General features: G+C 70.9%; 21 protein-coding genes. 8 read left to right on the forward strand and 13 right to left on the reverse strand.

Features of this window, described 5'->3' with window-relative positions; all coding sequences use genetic code 11:
* Positions 1-12 precede the first annotated feature (12 nt).
* Positions 13-1,734 (forward strand): ThuA domain-containing protein, encoded by a 1,722-nt coding sequence (locus QR77_RS40455; protein ID WP_052489838.1) that lies wholly within the window; start codon positions 13-15, stop codon positions 1,732-1,734.
* 66 nt (positions 1,735-1,800) lie between these two features.
* On the opposite strand, the gene QR77_RS40460 is transcribed toward QR77_RS40455, so the two are convergent.
* A complete protein-coding gene (locus QR77_RS40460; protein WP_040026886.1) occupies positions 1,801-2,451 on the reverse strand; it encodes a hypothetical protein in 651 nt (216 codons plus the stop codon).
* A 609-nt stretch (positions 2,452-3,060) separates the two neighbouring features.
* Here QR77_RS40460 and QR77_RS40465 point away from each other — a divergent pair.
* The 3 genes from QR77_RS40465 (at position 3,061) to QR77_RS40475 (ending at position 4,112) form a co-directional block, all read left to right on the forward strand.
* Positions 3,061-3,312: a hypothetical protein gene (locus QR77_RS40465; RefSeq protein ID WP_040026887.1), complete on the forward strand. Its 252-nt coding sequence runs from the start codon at positions 3,061-3,063 to the stop codon at positions 3,310-3,312.
* Between the two features lie 3 nt (positions 3,313-3,315).
* The gene (locus tag QR77_RS40470; RefSeq protein ID WP_040026889.1) at positions 3,316-3,693 is read left to right on the forward strand and encodes a hypothetical protein; all 378 of its coding nucleotides are present in this window, start codon (positions 3,316-3,318) and stop codon (positions 3,691-3,693) included.
* 107 nt (positions 3,694-3,800) lie between these two features.
* Positions 3,801-4,112, forward strand: a complete 312-nt coding sequence (locus QR77_RS40475) for a hypothetical protein (protein WP_040026891.1) — start codon at positions 3,801-3,803, stop codon at positions 4,110-4,112.
* Between the two features lie 52 nt (positions 4,113-4,164).
* Here QR77_RS40475 and QR77_RS40480 read toward each other — a convergent pair whose 3' ends face one another.
* Positions 4,165-4,893, reverse strand: a complete 729-nt coding sequence (locus tag QR77_RS40480) for a class I SAM-dependent methyltransferase (protein WP_040026892.1) — start codon at positions 4,891-4,893, stop codon at positions 4,165-4,167.
* A gap of 11 nt (positions 4,894-4,904) precedes the next feature.
* Complete coding sequence (locus QR77_RS40485; protein WP_052489470.1) at positions 4,905-5,963, reverse strand: hypothetical protein; 1,059 nt, start codon at positions 5,961-5,963, stop codon at positions 4,905-4,907.
* Between the two features lie 130 nt (positions 5,964-6,093).
* Between QR77_RS40485 and mptB the strand changes: the two genes are divergently transcribed.
* Genes mptB through QR77_RS40500 form a run of 3 tightly spaced genes read left to right on the forward strand, consistent with a single transcriptional unit; the run spans position 6,094 to position 9,390 of the window.
* Entirely contained in the window at positions 6,094-7,524 is a 1,431-nt protein-coding gene (gene mptB, locus QR77_RS40490; RefSeq protein ID WP_063798138.1) for a polyprenol phosphomannose-dependent alpha 1,6 mannosyltransferase MptB, read from the forward strand.
* A gap of 17 nt (positions 7,525-7,541) precedes the next feature.
* Positions 7,542-8,801: a glycosyltransferase 87 family protein gene (locus QR77_RS40495; RefSeq protein ID WP_078877952.1), complete on the forward strand. Its 1,260-nt coding sequence runs from the start codon at positions 7,542-7,544 to the stop codon at positions 8,799-8,801.
* The gene (locus QR77_RS40500) at positions 8,758-9,390 is read left to right on the forward strand and encodes a peptide deformylase (RefSeq protein WP_040026893.1); all 633 of its coding nucleotides are present in this window, start codon (positions 8,758-8,760) and stop codon (positions 9,388-9,390) included. The genes QR77_RS40495 and QR77_RS40500 overlap by 44 nt, the downstream gene beginning before the upstream one ends.
* Before the next feature lie 45 nt (positions 9,391-9,435).
* On the opposite strand, the gene QR77_RS42675 is transcribed toward QR77_RS40500, so the two are convergent.
* On the reverse strand, positions 9,436-10,839 hold the full coding sequence (locus QR77_RS42675; protein WP_052489471.1) for an MFS transporter: 1,404 nt from the start codon (positions 10,837-10,839) through the stop codon (positions 9,436-9,438).
* Positions 10,840-11,038: 199 nt separating this feature from the next.
* The gene (locus tag QR77_RS40510) at positions 11,039-11,827 is read right to left on the reverse strand and encodes a TetR/AcrR family transcriptional regulator (RefSeq protein ID WP_107069174.1); all 789 of its coding nucleotides are present in this window, start codon (positions 11,825-11,827) and stop codon (positions 11,039-11,041) included.
* Positions 11,828-11,915: 88 nt separating this feature from the next.
* Here QR77_RS40510 and QR77_RS40515 point away from each other — a divergent pair, with 88 nt between their 5' ends.
* Positions 11,916-12,305, forward strand: coding sequence for a VOC family protein (locus QR77_RS40515; protein ID WP_040026895.1), 390 nt, complete (start codon positions 11,916-11,918; stop codon positions 12,303-12,305).
* A gap of 77 nt (positions 12,306-12,382) precedes the next feature.
* On the opposite strand, the gene QR77_RS40520 is transcribed toward QR77_RS40515, so the two are convergent.
* The 8 genes from QR77_RS40520 to QR77_RS40555 all read right to left on the reverse strand — a co-directional run bounded on the left by QR77_RS40520 (position 12,383) and on the right by QR77_RS40555 (position 21,377).
* Positions 12,383-14,197: a VCBS repeat-containing protein gene (locus QR77_RS40520; protein WP_040029533.1), complete on the reverse strand. Its 1,815-nt coding sequence runs from the start codon at positions 14,195-14,197 to the stop codon at positions 12,383-12,385.
* A gap of 331 nt (positions 14,198-14,528) precedes the next feature.
* Positions 14,529-15,761, reverse strand: coding sequence for an NAD(P)/FAD-dependent oxidoreductase (locus QR77_RS40525; RefSeq protein WP_040029534.1), 1,233 nt, complete (start codon positions 15,759-15,761; stop codon positions 14,529-14,531).
* 73 nt (positions 15,762-15,834) lie between these two features.
* A complete protein-coding gene (locus QR77_RS40530; protein WP_040026896.1) occupies positions 15,835-16,563 on the reverse strand; it encodes an N-acetylmuramoyl-L-alanine amidase in 729 nt (242 codons plus the stop codon).
* Between the two features lie 120 nt (positions 16,564-16,683).
* On the reverse strand, positions 16,684-17,436 hold the full coding sequence (locus QR77_RS40535) for an amino acid ABC transporter ATP-binding protein (protein ID WP_040029535.1): 753 nt from the start codon (positions 17,434-17,436) through the stop codon (positions 16,684-16,686).
* A 62-nt stretch (positions 17,437-17,498) separates the two neighbouring features.
* On the reverse strand, positions 17,499-18,479 hold the full coding sequence (locus tag QR77_RS40540; RefSeq protein ID WP_040026897.1) for an amino acid ABC transporter permease: 981 nt from the start codon (positions 18,477-18,479) through the stop codon (positions 17,499-17,501).
* A gap of 83 nt (positions 18,480-18,562) precedes the next feature.
* On the reverse strand, positions 18,563-19,525 hold the full coding sequence (locus QR77_RS40545) for an ABC transporter substrate-binding protein (RefSeq protein WP_236711021.1): 963 nt from the start codon (positions 19,523-19,525) through the stop codon (positions 18,563-18,565).
* Positions 19,522-20,331, reverse strand: a complete 810-nt coding sequence (locus QR77_RS40550; RefSeq protein WP_040029537.1) for a deaminated glutathione amidase — start codon at positions 20,329-20,331, stop codon at positions 19,522-19,524. The genes QR77_RS40545 and QR77_RS40550 overlap by 4 nt, the downstream gene beginning before the upstream one ends.
* Before the next feature lie 32 nt (positions 20,332-20,363).
* Entirely contained in the window at positions 20,364-21,377 is a 1,014-nt protein-coding gene (locus QR77_RS40555; protein WP_040026899.1) for a hypothetical protein, read from the reverse strand.
* Between the last annotated feature and the right edge of the window lie 97 nt (positions 21,378-21,474).

The following is a 21,474-nucleotide window of genomic DNA, read 5'->3' on the forward strand; positions in this document are numbered from 1 at the left end:
ATGATGAAAGTGATGCCCCAGCGGCTGCGCCGGCTGTCGGCGGCCTCGGCCTCCGCGTCGGTCGCCGCACTCGCCCTGGTCGGGGCGCTCGTCACACCGACGGCGACCGCGCAGGCCGCCGACCCCGCCTACAAGGTCCTGGTCTTCTCCAAGACCGCCGGATTCAGGCACGACGCCATCCCGGCCGGCACCCAGGCCATCAGGGATCTCGGCGCCGCCAACAACTTCACCGTCACCGCCACCGAGGACAGCGCGGCCTTCACCCCGGCGAACCTCGCCGGCTACAAGGCCGTGGTGTTCCTGAGCACCACGGGCGACGTCCTCAACGACACCCAGCAGACCGCCCTCCAGTCGTATGTCGACGGCGGCGGCGGGTACTTCGGCGTCCACGCCGCGGCCGACACCGAATACGGCTGGCCGGGATACGAACAGCTCGTCGGGGCCCGCTTCAAGAGCCACCCCGCGATCCAGCAGGCCACGGTCAAGACCGAGGACCGGGCCAACCCGGCCACCTCGCACCTGGGCCAGAACTGGTCGCGCACCGACGAGTTGTACAACTACCAGACCAACCCGCGCGCATCAGTGCACGTACTCCAGACACTCGACGAATCCACCTACAGCGGCGGGGAGATGGGCTCCGACCACCCCATCACCTGGTGCCACCCGCAGGGCGGGGGCCGGTCGTTCTACACCGGACTCGGCCACACCATCGAGTCGTACGCCGACCCGGCCTTCCGTACGCTGCTGCTCGGCGGGATCCGCTACGCGGCAGGGTTCGCCAAGGCCGACTGCCGCCCCGAGACCGGCTACACGAGCCTGTACAACGGCTCGACGACCGGCTGGTCGCAGGCCGGGCCCGGCAGCTTCAGCAACACCGACGCCACACTCAACTCGACCGGCGGCATGGGCCTGTTCTGGTACCGCTCGAAGGAGTACGCCTCGTACTCCCTCAAGCTTGACTGGAAGCTGGCCGGGGACGACAACTCCGGTGTCTACGTGGGCTTCCCGGCCTCGGACGACCCCAACTCGGCCGTCAACCAGGGGTACGAGGTCCAGATCGACGCCACCGACACGGCCGACCGGACCACCGGTTCCGTATACGGCTTCAAGGCCGCCGACATCGCGGCGAGGGACGCCGCGCTGAACCCGCCGGGACAGTGGAACACCTACGAGCTACGGGTGGAGGGGGAGCGGCTCCAGGTCTTCCTCAACGGCGTCCGGATCAACGACTTCACCAACACCGACCCGGCCCGCTCACTGAAGCAGGGGTACGTGGGGATCCAGAACCACGGCACCGGTGACGACGCCGCCTTCCGCAACATCCGGATCAAGGAACTCGGCTCCACGGTCACCCCGTCGACCTTCGAAGGGGAGTCGTTCACCTCGGGCTCCGGAGTCCAGCCCGCCGACCACGGCCCGGCCAGCGGCGGCAGGACCCTCGGCTACATCGAGAACGGCGACTGGGCGGGCTACTCCCAGGCATCGCTGACCGGCGCCAAGACCTTCACCGCGAAGGTCTCGTCGGCGGGCGCCGGCGGCACCGTCCAAATCCGCTCGGGCTCGGCGACCGGACCCGTACTCGGCTCGGTGGCGGTCCCCAACACGGGTGGCTGGGAGACGTTCCAGAACGTCTCCACCTCTCTGACCGGCGCGGCGACCGGTCCGCTCTACCTCACCTTCACGGGTGGAGCGGGCTCCCTGTTCGACATCGACACCTTCACACTGGGGAAGTAGCCGGCCGAAGGGGGCGGGTCCCGGGGAAGCCCGGGGGCCGCCCCTCGGCCGCCGCACCGCACATCATCAGCTACGGGCCTGGTAGAGGCCGCGGCCCGCCCTGTCCGCCCTGGACGTCGCGACCAGACGGTCCAGCGTGGAACGTACGGCGTTGATGCTGCCGGGGCTGTCGTCGCGGCCCAGCACCTGCGCCACGTCACGTGCGCGGACCGAGCCGCCGGCCGCACCGGCCAGCACGTCGAGGACCTGCTCGGTGAGACCGCCGGCCGAGTCGTCGGCGGGCGCCGGCTGAGCCTTCTTCGCGCCGGCGGCCTTCACCGCTCCGCCCTGTGCGCCGTCCAGCTTGGCGCGCTTCGGATTCGCGGTCTTCTTCGCGGGGGTCCGCTTCTTCGCCGCCGCCTTCTTCGGCGCCTCCTCGGCCGCGGCGGGCGCCGGAGTCTCCTTCGCCGGTGCGTCCTTCTTCGGCGTCGCGGCGGGCGGCGCGGGCTCGACCGCGGCAACTGGTGAGGCGTCAGGGGCCGGTGCTTGTGTCACACCGGGCGCGAGGGAGAGCGCCTGGAGGGCGTTCAGCGCGTTCCTGACGGACTCCAGGCGCTCGGTCACCGCCGCCAGTTCCTTTTCGAGCGACTGCTGATGCTCTTCGAGCCGGGGAAGTTCCGCCTGCAGAAGCGCCGTTGTCGAGCCGAGGCTGTCGGGTGTGCCGGTTGCGGATGTCATTGGGGGTCACCTTTCCGTTCCTGGCCACCGCCGTTGTCCTACCGGTGGCCGCGTTGTGCCACAGCCTAGGCGCTGTCACGGAGAAGTGGTTCTGCGCCGGTGCCGGACAGGACACCGTACGGAGGGCTCAGCAGGCGTCCGGCCTGGCATAACCCCTGATTCCGGCCGGAGTTGCCCGCCTGCTTTCACACTCCTCGAACTGCCGTCGCAGTGTTGACCGTCACCGGGAACAGCCCGGTTCGGGCGGCCGTCGCCGCTCCCAACTGTCGTGGGCTGGCGAGCCGTTCGGACACGACGACCGTCACGCACACCACGACTGCCCCGAGCATCACCACGAAGGGCCGGTGCCGAGCGGTGAACTCACCGCGCCGGCGCGTACCTTCCGCACCTCGTCTCTCGCGGCCCACGTAGCGAGAACAACGCGCCGCGACTCGCATGAGCGTCGCCGCGTGCGGCAGGCACTGTTCGCAGCCGCCGCCGCGCAGCGCGAACCCCACACCTGGCGGGACACCCCGGCCAGGCCCCGGCGGAGATCCCCCGGTACCCGGACCCAGCGCCTCTGAGCTGGGGATATGCCGGCCGGGGTACCTGAGTGGTACCTTCGATGGCATGGCAGCACTCAATGTGGACTTCCCCGACACGGAACTCCAGGAAATCCGTGAGATCGCCTCGGAGCGCGGGATGACGATGAAGGCGTTCGTACGCGCTTCGACCGCCGACGCCGTCGCTCAGCACCGGGCCCTCAAGGAAGGCACCGACGTCTTCCGCCGGGTCTTCGACGACTCCGCGCTCGCCGACGCCATCGCCGCGGCCGGGATCGACGACGGTCCTGGCGCCGGTACCGCGGGCCGGGCGGCCTGAACCATGCCGCCCGTGCTCTACGTCGACGTGCGATGGCTCCTGCAACAGCAGGAGGGCGCCCTGCCCGACCAGCCGGTGGTCTCCGACTTCTCGGCCCTGGTCGCGGCCGTCGCGCGGCATCGCGTCGACCCGCCGAGGCTCGGGATCGACTCCGATCCGGCCTGGCGCGCTGCGGCGCTCCTGCACACCCTGGTCGTCCTCAGACCGCTGCCCGCGTACAACGTGCGGTTCGCCTGCGCCGTGGCGATCGCCTACATGACCATGAGCGGCGAGGGCGTCGACATCCCGTACGGCGAACTGGTCGAGCTGACCAAGCAGCTCACCACGGAGAAGACGGATGTCTTCGCCGCCGCCGACCGTTTGCGTTCTTGGCGGATCTGAACCGATTCCGCAGGTGATCGTGGCGCGATGCGGGGCAGAACTACCAGGGACCGCACCGAGGCCTACAAGCGCAGCCCGCAGTGGGGGCCGCCACCAAGGAGTCCGCAATGACCACCTACGTCATCACCATTCCCGGCACGTTCCTCACGGACGTCACCGACGAGTCCCGGAACGTCGTGGTCGAGCGGCTGCGTTCGGCGGACCCGCAGCAGACCACGCTGGGCGAGGCGGAGGACCTGGACATCCTCTCCGTCAACGAGAACAACACCTTCAACGTACGGCTGGAGATCGAGGCCGACGACAACCCCTCCGCCGAGGCCTCCGCCAAGGAGAAGGCGGAGGCGGCCCTGCGCGCCGCCGGTTTCTCCGAGGACGACGCCAGGCTCGGCCGGCCCACGGTCACCGGCATCGACATCTGATCGGGCGGTCGTCCTCCGGCCGCGCACGCCCTTGGACGCGCGCGGCCCGGCCCTACGCCCGCTGTGCGACGACCACGGCGCAGCGCGGCGAGCCGTCGGGCAGTCGGCCGAGTTCCGGCAGCGGGAGCAGTTCGGTGGTGAAGCAGGCGCTGTCCAGCTCGGCGAGCACGTCGGCCAGTCGGAAGGTGCGGTAGTACATGACGAACGGCGGGCGCCACACCAGGTTGCGCAGCCGCATCACCGCGTCGAAACCCCACAGCCCCCAGTAGAGCCGCGAACCGACCCGGGGCGGCGCGGGAATCGGAAAGACGAACCGGCCGCCGGGCCGCAGCGCCGCGTGCACCCCGGCGAAGAGCGCGGGACGCTCACGGGGCAGGAAGTGCCCGAACGCCCCGAAGCTCATGGCCAGATCGAACTCGCCGGCGAAGGGGAGGGCCCGGGCATCGGCCCGTACCCACTCCACGGCGGGCCCGCCCGGCACCCCGGGCACGGCGGCCGCGGCCGCTTCCAGCATGCCCGCACTCACATCGACACCGGTGACCCGCTCCTCGCACACCTGCCGCAACACACCGACACCGGCTCCGGTGCCGCAGCACACGTCGAGCCCGGCGCGGAACGGACCGAGCGGGCGTACGGCGTTCACCACCGCGTCAAGGATCGGCTCCGGCGTACGGAACGGCGTCAGGTCGAACTTCGGGGCGAGCAGGTCGTAACCGTGCTCGACGGACGACAGCGCCTGTACGGCGAGCTCGCTGAGGGTCGGACCTGTGGGTGAGAACATCACGGACCAGCCTAACGGCAGACGGGGGCGAGCGGCCCTGTGGAATCCGCGCGGCCCGCGATGATCTCTTCGGCGGCCGACCACAGGCGCGGCAGGAACGCGGTCACCCGCCCGGCGCGTCCGGCGAGATCGGCGCCGGAGGAAATGCCCAGATCGGCGACGGCGGCACGGAACGCCGGTGCCAACTCCTCATGCAGAGTGGGGGAGTCGGCGGCCAGGATCGTATGACAGCGCGCGAAGGTGGCGACGATCCAGAACATGGCCTCGCGGTGCAGCCCGTTCTCCACGAGATCCAGGCTCCCGCCGATCGCGACCGGGCGCGCCTCCTGAGTGATGTCACCGCTGAAGAAGAACGGTGTCCTCGCCACCTCCGCCGTGGCGTCGAACGTCCGCGCCAGTTCCCCGAGATGGCGCAGCACGCGGTCGGCCGTCAGATCGCGGCAGCCGAGCAGATCCAGCAGCTCCGGATGGAGACCGGGCATGCCGTGCCGGCTGAGGACCTCGCGTACGGCGGCGTAGCGCAGCCGTACGGTGGGATTGCGCAGCGCCGCCACCAGCAGGACGTGTGTGGTGACACCGGTCGGGAAGAGCCAGCCGGTCACCTGCTCGTGGAACGGCGCCGCGGGATCGAGCGCCGCGAGCCGCCTCTCGATCCGGCGCACGGCGTCCCGGCACCGCCGCCGTACCCACACCTCGTCGGCGAAGTCCGCCGACACACGCGCGTACAACTCGCCCAGTCGGCCCGTCGGATCGTCGATGACGGCGTCGGTGCGGAAGCTGCCCGCCAGGTGGTACGAGGAGAGGACCCCGTCCGTCGAGGACAGCTCCCGCCACGGCATGAGGGAGACCTCCAGCAGGGCGCCGCGGTAGCGGAGTTTGCCGGGCCCGAGCGGTGGGTCGCTCAGTGCGGTCACCACGACCACGTCGACGTCCGAGTGGGGCGACAGCTCCACCCCGTCCGGCAGGCCCACCGTAGAGCCGCTGAAGAACGCCCCCCGGTAACCGGCCTCCTCCCGTGCGTACTCGGCCACCCATCGCGCCGCTTCCGAACGGGCCTGACCCACCCTCATACGCCGTCCCCCATCCTCGCTGCCGGCGGTCGCTCACCCTATCCGGGTGAGGCGCGGTGGTTGTGTGTCGGCCACCCCGTGGTGGCGGCGCCGTTGCCTGACGTCCACCACGCTCTGCGAGGGTCCACTGATGCTCGCCTTGAACGTGGACGTGGACCCGAACCGCTGCCGGATGCTGGGGCTCGCGGGGTCCCTCGCGCTCACGGCCGGCGGCCTCACTGCGGGCGCGCTTCCGCTGGCCGAGGAGCCGGCCGCCACCTCCGGGCGCGCGGCGCTCGGGCTGATGTGCGCGTACTTCGGGCTGGTCCTGCTGATAGCCGCCTGGTGGTGGCTGGGCCGCGCCGTGCGCGGCCGGCACCCTCTGCCCGTACGGGATCTGCTGCTGACGCTGGCGGTGTGGGCCACGCCCCTGATCGTCGGGCCGCCGCTGTTCAGCCGGGACGTCTACAGCTATCTGGCGCAGGGCGCCATGGTCGACGCGGGCATCGACGTCTACACACACGGCCCTCATGCCCTCGGCGGCCCGCTCGCCGCCGAGGTGGCGCCGGTGTGGCAGCACACCCCGGCGCCCTACGGTCCGGTGTTCCTCGCCGTGGCGGCGAAGACCGCCGGGCTCGCCAGGACCGGCATACCGGCCGGAGTGCTCGGCATGCGGCTCGTGGCCCTGCTCGGTGTCGCGCTGATGGTCGTCTTCCTGCCCCGGCTGGCCCGCCGCTGCGGGGTCGACCCGTCGGCCGCCCTGTGGCTGGGGGTGCTCAATCCGCTGGTGCTGCTGCATCTGGTCGCCGGCGCGCACAACGACGCGCTGATGCTCGGCCTGCTCGGCGCGGGACTCGCGACGGCGCTGGCGGGCCGGCCCGCCGTCGCAGCCGTACTCATCACCCTGGCCGCGCTGGTGAAGGCGCCCTCCGGGCTCGGCCTGCTCGTGGTCGCGGGGGTGTGGTCGGCGCGGTTCACCGGCCGCGCCCGTACGGTCAGAGCCTGCGCGCTCACCGCGGCGGTCGCCGGGGCGACCACGGTCGCGGTGACGACCCTGAGCGGCACCGGATACGGCTGGATCGGCGCCCTCGGGACCCCCGTCTCCTCCGACAACTGGTCCCTGACCAGCGGCCTGGGCCGGCTCAGCGGGATCCTGCTGGACGAAGTGGGAAGCGGAGCCGGGCCGTTGGCGCTTCCCGCGTGGCGCTGGCTCGGCATGGCGGTCACCGCCGTCCTCGTGGTGGCGCTGTGGCGGCGCCGCGAACGCCTCGGACCGGTGTACGCGCTGGCGTTGAGCATGCTGGCCGTATTCGTGCTCGGTCCGGCGTCCCGCCCCTGGTACGCGCTGTGGGGCCTGTTCCTGATCGCCGCTTCCGCGCCGCGGGGGCGGGTACGGAACTGGGTGGCGGGCGGCAGCGCCGTACTCGCGCTGGCGCTGCCACCGGACGGATCGGCGCCGGGCGGGCTCCAGTTGTCACTGGCGGTGTGCGGCGGTGTGTTCGCCCTGCTGGCCCTCTGGTGGATGTTCTCCCTGACCCCCGACCCGGGCCTCGCCGTCTCCCGCCACTGGAGCGCCTCGTGAGACGGTGGCGCGCGGCCCTGACGGGCCCGGTCGGCCGGCCGGTGACCGCGGGGTGCCTGGTGGTCGCCTCCGCCGTGTTCCTGGTGACCGTTCCGCTGTTCCGGGGCTTCTTCGACGTCGGTGTCTACTACGGCACCGTCGGCGACTGGGTCCACCACGGCGGCCGGATCTACGACTACCTCAGCCCCGGCACGACGTACGGCTTCACCTACCCGCCGTTCGCCGCCGTGGTCATGCTGCCGATGGCCCTCGTGTCCTGGCCCGCGGCGGTCGCCGTCAGCATCGCGCTGAGCGTCGTCGCCTCGGCGCTGCTGCTGCACTGGCTGGTGGGTCCGGTGATCCGGCGCGAGGGGTGGTGCAGGTGGTTCGCCTTCGTCGTGGCGGGCTGCCTGTTCGCCTTGTTCGAACCGGTCCGCGACACCTTCAGCTTCGGGCAGGTGAATCTGCTGCTCGTCGCGCTCGTCTTCGCCGACGCGCGGCTGCTGGCCACCGGGCGCGGCCGCTACGCGGGGATCGGTATCGGCCTGGCCTCGGCGATCAAGCTCACCCCCGCGCTGTTCATCGGCTATCTGCTGATCACAGGACGCAGACGGCAGGCCGCCACCGCCACGGCGACAGCCGCCGCCGTTTCGCTCCTGGCCGCGCTGCTCGACCCCGGGGCCTCCCGTACGTTCTGGACCGAGGCGCTGTGGGACACCGACCGCGTCGGCTCGCTCAGTTATGTCTCCAACCAGTCGCTCCAGGGAGTCGTGGCCCGGCTCGGACCGGACAGCGGCGGGCACGCCCTGTGGCCGGTGTGCGTGCTCGTGGTCCTGGCCGTCTGGGCGTACCGCGCCCGTGCGGCCGTACGCGGCGGTGACGACGCCGCAGGATTCGCGCTCACGGCGCTGGCCGCGTGCCTCGTCAGCCCGGTGACCTGGGTGCACCACCTGGTCTGGGTGATCCCTGCGTTCGTGATGCTGGGCGACACCGCGCTGCGCCGCCGCCACCGTGGCCTGCTGGCGCTGTGCGCCGCGGTCTACGTGATCCTGTGCAGCAGCGTGGTCTGGCTGTGGCGGTGGGACTCGACGGGCCTGGGCGCGTTCCTCGGCGCCAACACCTACGTATGGATCACCCTCGGACTGCTGCTGGCCCTGCCGCCCCGCACCCGGGACGGCCTCGACGGCCCAGGACCCGCCCCGGGGCCGGGGAGGTCCGTACCTGCCGTGCGCCCGGATCTGGGAAAGTGGAGCCATGCCGGTCATCGCACTCACCGAACTCGTCGACCAACTCCTTGACGGTCCCAGCCCGCTGTCCATCATCGCCGCCGGTGACCCGGTGCTGCGCCGCCCGGCGGCCGCGTACGAGGGCCAGTTGGGCGACGACCGTCTGAACCGCCTCATCGAGGCCATGCGGGAGTCCCTGCACGCCGCACCCGGAGTGGGCCTCGCGGCGCCGCAGGTCGGGATCCCCCTCCGCCTCGCCGTCATCGAGGACCCCGCCGACGTGCCGGAAGAGGTACGGGAGGCACGCGGGCGGGTTCCGCAGCCCTTCCGCGTCCTGGTCAACCCGGTCTACGAACCGGCGGGCGACGCGCGGGCCGTCTTCTTCGAGGGCTGCCTCAGCGTTCCCGGCTGGGCGGCCGTCGTCGCCCGGCACGAACGCGTCAGGCTGCGCGGCCAGGACGAGACGGGCAAGGAGTTCGACGACGAGTTCGCGGGGTGGCCGGCCCGTATCGTCCAGCACGAGACCGACCACCTGGGCGGCGTTCTGTACCTCGACATCGCCGAGACCCGGTCGCTGTCCACCACCCAGGACGTGCTGGAACGCTGGTCGGAGCCCACACCGGCGCTGGCCGCCCGCGAACTCGGCTTCTCGCTCGAATAGCTCGAACAGCTCGAACGGCGCGGACAGTTGAAAATGGTCCCGTCCTCACGCGGCGGGCTGCGGATCGGTGCGGGAACCCTCCCGCCCGGCCGGCCCGTCGAGCCCGCCGGCGAGTGGCGCGGCTCCGTCGCCGCCCTTCTCCCGTACGAGTATCAGCGTCGCCATCGCGCCCGCCAGCGTGATCGCGGCGGCCAGCACGAAAGCGGCGGTGAAGCTGCCGGAGACATCGACGATCCAGCCGGTCACGATCGGCGCGAGGATCCCCGCGATCGTCGAGCACATCTGGATCACACCGGCCATCCGGCCGGTGTAGCGGGCGGGTACGAGGGCGACGATCAGCGCCTGGTACTGGTAGCTGGCGAGCAGGAAGAACGTCGCCACACAGACGAGGACGAGCGCGACCGTCGGCGACTTCACGAACGGTGAGGGCCCGAAGCACACCGCCACGGCCACCAGACAGCCGATGATCATCCATTTGCGCGGGGTGACAAAGCTCTTGTAGCGCTTGATCAGCCGGTCGGCGACCAGACCGCCGACGATCAGCCCGGCGGTGGCGGCGACCCAGGGATAGGTGGCTATCGCGCCCAGATCACCCTTCTTCACCCCGCGCCCGTCCACCAGATAGGTGGGATACCAGGTGAGGAACATGAACAGCACCCACGAGTAGGCGAAGAACGCGATCGCGAGCGCCGCGATCCGCCGGTCCCGTACCAGCGTCCAGAACCGGCCCAGCCGGCCCGCCCCGGCCCCGGTCCCGTCCTCCTCGGTGAACTCGGCCTCCTGGCTCGGGTGGTCGGCGACGACGTAGTCGTTCTCGGCGGTGTTCACAGCCGGGTGGTCGGCCGGCTTGTCCCGCCCGACGAACCACCACACCGCGCACCACACGATGCCCAGCGCCCCGAGCGCGATGAAGGCCGGCCGCCAGCCCAGCGTCGTACAGATCCAGACGACGACGGGGGTCGCGATGATCGGCCCGACCGTCGTCCCCGCCTGCGCGAAGTTGAGCATCGTGGACGTCTGCCGGGACGGGAACCAGTTCGCCGTCAGCTTGGTGCTGATGGGAGCCTGCGGGCCTTCGCCCATGCCGAACAGCAGCCGGGCGACGATGAACGATCCGACGTTCCACGCCCCGGCGGTGAGCGGGATCGTCAGCGACCACACGAGCATGCAGATCGTGTAGGCCCTGCGCACCCCGACCCGGTCCACCATGAACCCGCCGACCAGCGCGAACGGCGAGTACGTCCAGAAGAACGAGCTGAGGATGACGCCCCAGATCGCCGGTGAGAAGTGGAACTCGTCCAGGATGAAGGGCGCGGCCACCGACAGCGCCACCCGGTCCCCGTAGTTGATCAGGCACGCGAAGAAGTTCAGGGCCCAGACCCGGTAGCGGACCCTCGTCATGGGGGAGCCGGGCGGTGCTGCCCTGGTCGCCGTCGCTGCTTCGGTCATCATTGACTCCATCAGGTGGATACGCGGAGCTCGGCGCCGCGCCGGGTTCCATTAGGCAATCGATTGACCACACGATAGGCACCTGTTTTGCTGCTGGCAACCCTCTATGGGCGCTGCGTGTGGAGCTCGCGGCAGGGGTAGCGCCGCCAGGGAGACAATCGATTGATCGATGAAGTGACTGTCAACGGCGGCCTGCCGCTCAGCGCGGTTCGGTCCCGTTCCGCTCGTCGCGGCCGGCGATGAGAACGGCGAGCCCGTCGAGGACGCGGCTCAGGCCGAACGCGTAGGCGTGTCCGGGGCTGTAGGCGGCGCCATGGGCCGTGCCCGCCGATGTGCCCACCCGGGCGGCCGTGGGGTAGCGCTCCGGATCAAGCACCCGTTCGAGCAGCGGGGCGTTGGCGGCCCACCACTGCTCCTCATCCATCGCGCTCGCCTGCCGGGCGGCCCGAGCCTCCGCCGCGGAGCGGGCGTTGGCCTGAACGAAGGTGAGCAGGTAGGTGAGGGCGGCGTCCATCTCGACGTCGTCGAGGCCGAGCCCCTCCAGCGCAGACAGCTCGTGCTCGTACTTCGCCATCATCCCCGGCCCCAGGGGCGGACGGCTGGTGGAGATCGTCGCCACCCACGAGTGCCGCTCGAACAGTGACCTGTTCTCCTCGGCCACGGCGGTCAGCCGGGCGCGCCACGGCTGACCGGAGGTGTCCGCCCGCCGCATCCCCGCATAGGCGGCGTCCAGCATCAGGTCCAGCAGCTCGGCCTTGCCCGGCACATAGGTGTACGGCGTCATGGGCGCCACGCCCAGTCGTTCCGCCACCCGCCGCATGGTCACCGCGTCCAGCCCCTCGGCGTCCGCCAGGCCGGTCGCGACGGCGACGATCGCGTCGACACTCAGCCGCTGCCGGGGGCCGCGCCGTGGGGCGTCGGCGGGCACGCGCCAGAGCAGTTCGAGGGTCCGGGCCGGATCTCCGGCACTACTTCGTTCGATGGGCACGGGAACCATCCTCACCCATGAAACATCTCCGTACGCGGTACAATGTACAGCGTACGGAAATAAAATCGAGCCCGGTCAAGGAGTATGTGTGTCGATCACCGGTTCTGCCGTGTCGCTGAACGTCGACGATGTCGCGGCGTCCGCCGCCTTCCTCACCGGCCATTTCGGGTTCAGCGAGGAGATGGCCGCCGCCGGCTTCGTCTCGCTGAGCCGCGCGGACGCCGGTATGAACGTCATCTACCTGCGGCGCGGCCTGGCCTCGCTCCCCGACGATCAGCGCGACGACCACGCCGACGGCGTGATCCTCGCCTTCGTCGTCGACAACCTCGACTCCGAACTGGCCCGCCTGGAGGCCGAAGGGGTCACCATCACGATGCCGCTGCGCGAGGAGCCCTGGGGTGAGCGCGCGTTCCAGGTCACCGACCCCAACGGCGTCATAGTCCAGCTCGTCGACTGGAACGGTGCCACGGGCGACTGAGCCCCTGGCGGGCCTGGTGCCGGTCGACGGCACGGCCGTACGGGCCGGGGCGCGCGCCCCGGCCCGTACGGCACGGCTCAGAGCAGGTCGGGGTACTGGTTCCAGCCCCCGCTGCCGATCTGCACACGCTCCTTGAAGGGCGTCGCCGCCTTGCCGGTTCCCGCGTAGTAGTACAGCTCGCCGGCCGAGTTCGAAGCGAGCAGGTCGGCCACGCCGTCGCCGTTCATGTCACCGGGAGCGGCGAGGGTCGCGTACTGGCTCCAGCCCGCACCACCGACCTGCGCCTTCGCGCCGAACGGGGTCGCCGCCTTGCCCGTGCCCGCGTACAGGAACAGGCCGTCGGGGGTGCGCGCGACGATGTCGGCGCGGCCGTCACCGGTCAGGTCACCGGCGCCGACGATCTTGTTGAACTGCGACCAGCCGCTGCCACCGACCGAGACGCGGCCCTTCACCGAAAGACCGTCGCCGTTCCCCGCGTAGAAGAACAGATCCGTGGAGCTGCGGGCCAGCAGGTCGCTCTTGCCGTCGCCGTCGAGGTCCCCGGGGCCGACAACGAGGTTGTACAGCTTCGAGCCGCCCGCGAGGTCCTGGTCAGCCGCGGCGTAGCCGGCGGTGTTGTAGAGGTGACCGTCGTAGGTGCTGTGCTGGATCAGGTCGGACACGCCGCTCCCACGCAGCGAGACCGCGTGCGTCAGCGACGAGTCGGCACGGTCCCAGCCCGTGCCGATCAGGTACTTCTCCTGGAGACGGCCGGTGCCGGTGGTCTCGTAGTAGTAGAGCGTGCCGTCGGCGGTACGGGCGAAGACGCCCGACTTGCCGAAGTTCGGCTGGTTGCCCGCGCCCGCGAACTGCGTCACGGTGCCCCAGTTGGTACCCACCGCCTCCGCCGGGAGGAAGGTGCCGTCCCCGACGCCCCGGTAAAGGGTCAGGGCGCCCTCCGCCGTGCGGCCCATCAGGTCCGCCGCGCCGTCACCGTCGTAGTCCGACCCGCCGATGATCTGGTTGTACTTCTGCCAGTCGCTGCCGCCCGGGACCTCGAAGCGCTCCTGGAACGGGTAGCCGGTGCTGCTCCCGTTGCCCGGATACACGTACAGGCCCGTGGAGTTGCGCGCGACGATGTCGGCCAGGCCGTCACCGTTGACGTCGTCCACACCGACGAGCTGGTCGAACTGGCTCCAGCCCGCGCCGCCCACACTGATCCCGGTGGCGGCGAATCCGGTGCCGGTCCCCGGGAAGAGGAACAGCCCGGCGGTGCTGCGGGCCAGCAGGTCGGGCGCGCCGTCGCCGGTCAGATCGCCGGGGACGAACAGCTTGTTGTACGCCTGCCACCCGGTGCTGAGCCTGGTGTACGGGCCCAGCGCGCCGGTGACGGTGGCCTGCGCCCCGTCGTGCAGCCGCAGTTCACCGGTGGCCGTCAGGGTGAGCAGGTCGGCCTTGCCGTCCCCGGTGAGGTCGCCGGGCAGCAGCAGATCCTTGACCTGGGCGTCGTCCGGGGAGATCGCCTCGGACGCGCCGTAGCCCCAGTCGGCCCACACGGCGCCGTAGTTGGCGCGGTACGCGAGGTCCCCGAAGCCGTCACCGTCGAAGTCGGTGCGCTGCGCGGCGCTCAGCGCGAGAGACTTGAGGCCCTTCGCGCCCTTGGCGGCCGACGGACGCCGGACCTTGGGCGCTGCAGTGGCGGAGCGGCCGGGAACGCTGAAGGTGGGCCGGGCGGCGGCCGGCGGGACCGGGCGTGTGACGGTGCCCTGCGGCCCGCCGTCCCGCGTGTCGGCTGAGGCCGAGGCGGCAGGTGAAACGCTCACCAGCAGCGCGGCGCAGCCGAGCACGGAGGAGAGGGCTATCCGCCGGGGCCGCCTGGCCCCGGGTCTCGCGTCGAACAGATGGAACGGCATGCTGCCTCCGGTCATGTCGGGGAACGACCCGGGGGGTCAGGAACCGCTCATGCGGAGTACGGCGACGCGCGACGGCGCGCGTCGGCGCGCCGCTGACGTACCGCCGGCCGATGGCACGGCGGGAGTCGGCCCCCACAGCGATGGTGTCCCTCCCCAGGTCCAGGGGCAGGTCTATCCGGCGGCGGGTTCTGAAGGCAAATCAATTGTGAAGCAGGGGTGGATGATATGTGAACGCAAGAGGGGAAAATGCTGGCAGATACGGTCGCGACACCAGCGGACAGGGCCGCCCCGAGCCCGCCTCGCACACACGGCGGCGGCGCGCTCTCGCCGTCTACCTTCCGAGGTCGCGCAGCACTTCCCGCGCCGCCCGCGCGCCGGAGGCCAGCGCCCCCTGCACCGACCCCGTCGCCCGGTGGTCGCCGCACACATAGCGCCTGACGCCGAGCCGCGCGGGGCTGCTCAGCCGCTGCGGAGGCGGCATCGCGGGCAGCGCGTCGTACACGGTCCGGACGGTGATGAGGTCCCACCGCGAGGTGTCCGCCCCGTACACCTCGGCCAGCGCCGTACGCAGTTCCCGCTCGCGGCCGGGGGCGTCGGCGCCGAGCACGGAGGTGCCGATCAGCGAGATCCCCCTCGGGGCATGCCCCGGTACGACCTCAGTCAGCACACACGTGTTGAGGAAGCGTCTGAGGTGGTCCGTGAGCAGTGTGGGTTCGGCCAGCGGCGAGGTCGTCGCCGCGTGGTAGTAGGTGGTGGTCAAGCGGTACGGCGGGATGTCCAGCCCGGGCAGCAGCACCCGGGCAGGCCCCGGTCCTGTCGCCACCACCACGGTGGGGGCGGCCAGTTCACGCCCGTCCGACAGCAGCACACCGTCGTCGGTGACCTGCTCGACCGGACTGCCGAGCCGCAGTGTGCCGGGCGGCAGCCCGTCGGCGAGCTGCTCGGGCACCGCGCCGATTCCCCGCGTCGGCAGGCACAGTGTGCCGCGCAGCATGGAGCGCCAGACGAGGTGGAAGAAACGGCTCGACGTCTCCAGCTCGTCCTCCAGGAAGACCCCGGAGAGGAACGGCCGGAAGAACAGCTCGACAAACTCCTCGGACAGCCCGGCCGAAGCGAGCGCCGACCGTGTGGTCAGTTCCTGACCGCTCTTCAGCCACCCGACGGGCGCCAGCATGTCGCGGGCGGACAGCACCCCGAGCGCGAGCAGGTCCCGGGCACCCGCCAGTCGGCCGGGCCGTAGATCGCCCGCCTCGCGGGGCCTCCGGGTGGGATCGGTGAAGCGCAGTGTCCCGCGCCCGGTGTGCACCAGCACACCCGGTGTGAAGGGCCGCAGCCGCAGTGCTCCGAGGTCCGAGCGCGCCCGTACCTGCGGATACGCCGTGTTGAACACCTGGAACCCGCGGTCGATCACAAAACCCTCGTACAGGTCGGAGCGCATCCGGCCTCCGACGGCGTCGGACGCCTCGACGATCCGGACACGGCGGCCGGCCTTCGCGAGGTCGCGGGCGCACGCGAGCCCCGCCAGGCCCGCACCCACCACCAGTACATCGAGTGCTTCACGCATCGCGGGCACGACGGCCACCCTTCTCCTGCTCGTCCCCGTGTCCGTGTGTACGGGCGGTACCCGCCGGTGCTGGTCAGCGCTCCCGCAGCCGCGCCACCTCGTCCCTCAGCCCCGGCAGGGCGTCGTACATCGCGTCGCCCGGACACTCGGTCTCGTACCCGTCCCGGTGACCCGCGATCACATCGAGCGTCGCCGCTGTCCCTTTCCGGAACCGGCTCTTGTCGCTGGCCGACACCATGCGCACCCGCCCCTTCGGATTCACTCCGGGCGGCAGCTTCCACGCTATGACGGCGGCCATCGCATCCAGCATGGGACGCGGCGGTTTCCCCCCTGCCCCGAAGTTGCCGAGCGCCGCGATCCCCACGCTCGTGGCGTTGAAGCCCTTGGTGTGCGCACCTCGCACCGACCGGTTCAGGTCGCCCGCGCGCCCCTCGTAGATGTTGCCGCAGCGGTCGATGACGAAGTTGTAGCCGATGTCGTTCCACCCCATGTCGTTGATGTGGTGCTCCTCCATCGACTGCAGCATCCGGGGCACGTCGCGCTGGCAGTCGTAGGTGTTGGAGTGGCTCGTGTGGTGCACGAACACGACCTGTACGGCTTTCGCGTACACCGGCCTCTCCCGCACGGCCTTCTCGTCGGCGTGCCATGTCCTGCGCAGCACGATGTCGGGCTGCGGCGCGGCGAGGCGGGGCAGGGCCTCATGGTGCCGAGGTTCCGGCGTCCGGCGTTTCGGAGCGGCGCACGTCACCAGGAAGACCAGCGGCACAAGCGCCACCCCCTGCTTGAGTCTTCGGGGCCACATGAGCTCACCCTGCCGTTCTCCGGGGCAGGGCCCAAATCGAACGCGTCCGGTCGGGTGACCCCCGGGCAGGCCCGGCGTCCGTTGCCTGTCGACACGTAACGCCTGGCCCCACCGCTCCCGCTACAGGAACCGCTTGAGGAAAGCCTGTGTCCGGGGATTCGCCGGATTGTCCAGGACCTCCCGGGCCGGACCGCTCTCCAGCACACGACCGTTGTCCATGAAGATCACCCGGTCGGCCACCTCCTTCGCGAAACTGATCTCGTGCGTGACGACCACCATGGTCAGACCGTCGTCCGCCAGGTCCCGCATGGTGCCGAGCACTTCGCCCACCAGCTCCGGGTCGAGGGCGCTGGTCGGTTCGTCGAACAGCATGAGCTTCGGCTCCATCGCCAGGGCGCGGGCGATGGCCACCCGCTGCTGCTGGCCGCCCGAGAGCTGCCGGGGGTACGTGTCGGCCTTGTCCGACAGCCCTACGCGGCGCAGCAGCCGTTCCGCGCTCTCCCGCGCCTCGCTCCGGGACCGTCCCAGTACGCCGACGGGGGCCTCGACGATGTTCTGCAGGACGGTCTGGTGGGGAAAGAGGTTGAAGTGCTGGAACACCATGCCGATGTCACGGCGCTGCCGGGTCACCTCGCGCGGACGCAAGTGACGTACGCGCCCGCCGTCGTCACGGAAGCCGATCAGTGTGCCGCCGACATGGATGGAGCCGGCGTCGATGGTCTCCAGATGGTTCACGCAGCGCAGGAACGTGGACTTCCCTGAGCCCGAAGGGCCGAGCAGTACGACGACCTCGCCAGGGGCCACCTCCAGATCGATGCCGCGCAGCACCTCCAGCGGTCCGAAGCTCTTGTGGACGCCACGCGCGGAGATCATCGGCGGCCCGGCCTGCGCCGCGCCCGAGGACCGCGACGCGGTGGCTGTCCGGATGTCGTGGGTCATGCCGTCTCCTCGTCGGCCGGCTTCCGGGGCGTACGGCGCCGGAAGAGTGCGAAGGCCCAGAAGTCCTGAGGCGCGTTCCGGGACGCTCCCCGGGCGTAGTGCCGTTCGATGAAGGACTGCCCGACGTACAGCACCGAGGTCATGACCAGGTACCAGAGGCAGGCCACGATGAGCAGCGGGATGGTCTCGAAGGTGCGGTTGTAGATGGACTGCACGGTGTAGAGCAGATCCGCCAGGGCGATCACACTCACCAGTGAGGTGGCCTTGAGCATGTTGATGACCTGGCTCCCGGTGGGCGGCACGATGACACGCATCGCCTGCGGCAGGATCACCCGCCGCAGGATGCGGGCGCGGCCCATCCCCAGCGCCTCGGCGGCCTCGCTCTGGCCGGGGTCGACCCCCAGCAGTCCGCCGCGGACGATCTCCGCCATGTACGCGGCCTCGTTGAGGCCGAGCCCGAGAATCGCCGCGAGCAACGGGCTGATCAGGTCGTTCGTACGGCCGCTCGCGACCTCGGGGCCGAAGGGGATGCCGAACGAGATCTGCGGGAGCAGGGCGGAGAGGTTGTACCAGAAGACGAGCTGGACCAGGACGGGCACGCCCCGGAACAGCCACACGTAACCACCGCACACCGCGCTGATCACCGGGTTGTCCGACATGCGGCCGACCGCGATCAGCACACCGCCGACGATGCCGATGAGCATGGCGACAACGGTCAGTTCGATCGTCGTGGCGATGCCGCTGCCGATGATCCGGGCGTTGAGATAGCTGGCGACCGTGCCCCACTCGAAGTTGCTGTTGGTCACCAGGAAGTGAATGAGCTGTGCCGCGAGAACGGCGATGACCAGGACGGACAGCCAGCGCAGCGGATGGCGGACGGGTGCGGCTCCTGCCACGTCCACCTCGGGGACGGCCGGAGCCGGGGCCCCGGTCTCCGCGGGGTGTTCGCGGGCGGCCGGTGTGTGCGCGGTGGCCATGGCGGCTCACCTCCTGTCGGTACGTCGATACGTCGGTGTGCGTTGTGTCGGTGTGCCTCATGCGGCGGAGGAGTTGTCAGATGTCAGGCGGCGCCCCCCAGGTTGACCCCGGGCTTGTCGAGGCTGTTGTCCGACAGCCCCCACTTCTTCATCACCGACGTGTAGACGCCGTCGGCGATGAGCTTGTCGAACGCCTTGAGCAGCACGTCCCGCAGCGGGGAGCCCTTGGCCACCACCGCGCCCTGGTACAGGTCGGAGAAGCCGTTCGGCTTCCCGGTGCCCGCGAGTTCGAGCTGTCCCTTGGCCTGGGTGACGAAGTAGGTCAGCGGGGACTGGGAGGAGAAGAAGGCGTCGGCGCGCCCGGAGCGTACGGCCAGCACGGACGACGGCTGGTCCTTGTACGACTGCACCTGTACGGCGGGCTTGCCGGCACCGACGCAGGTGGCGGACTGCTTCTTGATGACACCCTCCGCCGAGCCGCCGCCCATGACGGCGATCCGCAGACCGCAGGTGTCGGCGACGGACCCGATCTTCTTCGGGTTGCCCTTCGGCACGGCGAAGACCACGAACTCGCGTACCCAGTCGACGAAGTCGTTCGCGCCCTGCCGGTCCTTGAAGTCGCCGACCGGTCCGAGGGCGAAGTCGTAGCGCTGGGCCTTGATCCCGGTGAGCTGGCTCGGCAGGCCGTCGACGGTGACGTTCTCGACTTTGACGCCGAGCACTTGGCCCAGCGCCGTCCCCAGGTCGGCGGAGGCTCCGGTCAGGCTGCGCCCGTCGGAACCGGCGATCTCGTACGGCGGGAAGGAGCCGCTGTTGACCGACACGAGCGTGCCCGAGGAGCGGTTCTTCGCCGGGAGCAGCGCGTGCAGCGCGGCGTCCTCGGTGACCGTGGGCTGCTTGGCCGCGTTGGCGGCGCCGCCACCGGTGATCCCTTCCGCCTGCGGAGGGTTGGCGCCGCAGGAGGCCAGGGCGGGGCAGGCGAGTGCGACGGCGGTGACGGCGGCGAGCAGCGCCCTGCGCGTACGGCGCGAGGGGGCCGCGTTCACCGGAGCGCCCCGAGGCCGAGGAGCCGCGAGTCGACGGCGAAGCGGCGGTTGGCGAGCACCGGGAGGGTACGCCGGGCGGCGGCCGTGGCCTCGGGGTCCGCCTCCGCCCACGCGAGACCGGGGGAGGAGTCGAGGCGCGCGCGGACCGTACCGAGAGGGTCGACGATCATGCTGTTGCCGATGTTGCGCGGCCCGCATTCGCCACTGGCGAGAACCCAGCAGGTGTTCTCCAGCGCCCTGGCGGTGATCATCACCTCCCAGTGCCGCTCCTTCGCCGGACCCCGGACCCAGGCGGCGGGCAGCACGAGCACCTCGGCGCCCGCGTCGGCCAGCAGCCGCGCCAGCTCGGGGAAGCGCACGTCGTAACACGTCATCAGGCCGACTTTGGTACCGGCGACATCGAGGACGACGGGGCGCTCGTCGGCCGGGCGTACGTTGGCCGACTCCTGGTCGCCGAACGCGTCGTAGAGATGGATCTTGCGGTAGTGCCCGACCAGCTCACCGTCGCGCAGCGCGACCAGGGTGTTGAACACCCGACCGTCGTCGGACGGTTCATGGATCCCGACGATCACGGTGGTGGCTGATCCGGCGGTCGCCTCGCGCAGGGCGGAGACGAACGGGCCGTCCAGCGGCTGGGCCAGCTCCCGGATGCGATGCCGGTCCTCGGTGAAGCGGGCGAGCACGCCCTCGGGCAGGACGAGCAGGTCGGCGCCGCCCCGCGTGGCCTGATCGGTGAGTTCCCGGCAGCGCGCCAGGTTCTCCTTCCAATCGGGTCCTGCGGCGAATTGTCCAACTGCGGTGCGCATGGCGTGGTCTCCGTACATGAGGGGAAGGCGGATCAGCGGCTCAGGAGGTCCGGCCGCGGGGCGCCCGAAGCACCGGGTGCCGCGGGGGCGCCGAGGGCCGGATCCGGGAAGAGGACGCCGGGGTCGACGGGCTCGCCGAGGATGCCCTGCGCGTACAGCTCCGCGCAGAACGCGCGGATCATCGCGGTGTTGCCGTCCGTGCCGTACGGCATCCAGTCGTCCCCGAACAGCTCGGCGCTGCGGGTGAGTTCGTGCAGCAGCCAGGGGGCGGTGTCGGCGAGGAACCTGCGCCGGCGCAGCCAGTGGCGCTTGGACGCCTCCAGCGCGGCGAGCAGTGTGGCGGGAAGCTCCGGATGCGCCTCGACGACCTCGCGGCGCAGTGTGACGAGGTGGATGCCGGGGACAAAGCCGTGCGCGTGGGCGTACGCGCGTTCCGCTGCCGGGTAGTCGGCGATCAGATGCCGGAAGCGGCTGCCGGGGGCGAACATCTCCACCGGCATGAACGGGGTGAACGCCGCGTCCAGCCGTCCGGCGGCCAGCTCCTCCACCAGCGACTCGCCCTCCGCCATGGCGGAGACGTTCGGCGGCAGCGGGCGGTCTCCCAGCCGGTCCTTCCCCGTCTCGCCGGCCGTCAGGGGACCGACGCGCCAGGCGATCCCGGTCAGGTCGACACCCGCCTCACGCAGCAGCGCCCGTGTCCAGGTGTTGCCGGAGTCGGGCCAGCCGGTGAGCCCGACACGGGCACCGGCGAGCGAGGCGAGAGTGGTGCGCGCGCTGTCGGACCGCACCAGGACACAACGGTGCCTGAAACCCCGCATGATGAAGGCGGGCAGCCCGACCAGTCTGTCGTCCCCGGCGGCCCGGGCCAGTACGTAGCGGCTGAACGACGTCTCCCCGCCGTCGAGTCCCGGCTCGCTCAGCACATCGGGCGTCACCTCCCGGGAGTCGACCAGCAGGGAGAACCCCGGTGCCTTCACCGCGCCGGCCGCCAGGGGAACCAGGTGATCCCAGTCGCGCAGTCCGAGGCGTATGACGGGGGAGGACACGAGGCACGCTCCTTGCGGTAGGGGTTCCGCCCACTCCGGGCGGTTGATCCGCATAGGCGCTTATTCGTCCGAGCGGTACATGGAGGTTATTGTTCAG

The organism is Streptomyces sp. 150FB (assembly GCF_000818195.1).
In the GTDB taxonomy this organism is placed as follows: Bacteria; Actinomycetota; Actinomycetes; order Streptomycetales; family Streptomycetaceae; genus Streptomyces.

Excerpts from the sequence above, each read along its gene's own strand:
- QR77_RS40460 (WP_040026886.1), bottom strand. The coding sequence starts at position 2,451 with ATGACATCCGCAACCGGCACACCCGACAGCCTCGGCTCGACAACGGCG.
- QR77_RS40525 (WP_040029534.1), bottom strand. The coding sequence starts at position 15,761 with ATGCGTGAAGCACTCGATGTACTGGTGGTGGGTGCGGGCCTGGCGGGG.
- QR77_RS42675 (WP_052489471.1), bottom strand. The coding sequence starts at position 10,839 with ATGACCGAAGCAGCGACGGCGACCAGGGCAGCACCGCCCGGCTCCCCC.
- QR77_RS40485 (WP_052489470.1), bottom strand. The coding sequence starts at position 5,963 with ATGAGGGTGGGTCAGGCCCGTTCGGAAGCGGCGCGATGGGTGGCCGAG.
- QR77_RS40470 (WP_040026889.1), top strand. The coding sequence starts at position 3,316 with ATGCCGCCCGTGCTCTACGTCGACGTGCGATGGCTCCTGCAACAGCAG.
- QR77_RS40455 (WP_052489838.1), top strand. The coding sequence starts at position 13 with ATGCCCCAGCGGCTGCGCCGGCTGTCGGCGGCCTCGGCCTCCGCGTCG.
- QR77_RS40500 (WP_040026893.1), top strand. The coding sequence starts at position 8,758 with ATGCCGGTCATCGCACTCACCGAACTCGTCGACCAACTCCTTGACGGT.
- QR77_RS40475 (WP_040026891.1), top strand. The coding sequence starts at position 3,801 with ATGACCACCTACGTCATCACCATTCCCGGCACGTTCCTCACGGACGTC.
- QR77_RS40550 (WP_040029537.1), bottom strand. The coding sequence starts at position 20,331 with ATGCGCACCGCAGTTGGACAATTCGCCGCAGGACCCGATTGGAAGGAG.
- QR77_RS40465 (WP_040026887.1), top strand. The coding sequence starts at position 3,061 with ATGGCAGCACTCAATGTGGACTTCCCCGACACGGAACTCCAGGAAATC.
- mptB (WP_063798138.1), top strand. The coding sequence starts at position 6,094 with ATGCTCGCCTTGAACGTGGACGTGGACCCGAACCGCTGCCGGATGCTG.
- QR77_RS40540 (WP_040026897.1), bottom strand. The coding sequence starts at position 18,479 with ATGGCCACCGCGCACACACCGGCCGCCCGCGAACACCCCGCGGAGACC.
- QR77_RS40520 (WP_040029533.1), bottom strand. The coding sequence starts at position 14,197 with ATGCCGTTCCATCTGTTCGACGCGAGACCCGGGGCCAGGCGGCCCCGG.
- QR77_RS40530 (WP_040026896.1), bottom strand. The coding sequence starts at position 16,563 with ATGTGGCCCCGAAGACTCAAGCAGGGGGTGGCGCTTGTGCCGCTGGTC.
- QR77_RS40535 (WP_040029535.1), bottom strand. The coding sequence starts at position 17,436 with ATGATCTCCGCGCGTGGCGTCCACAAGAGCTTCGGACCGCTGGAGGTG.
- QR77_RS40480 (WP_040026892.1), bottom strand. The coding sequence starts at position 4,893 with ATGTTCTCACCCACAGGTCCGACCCTCAGCGAGCTCGCCGTACAGGCG.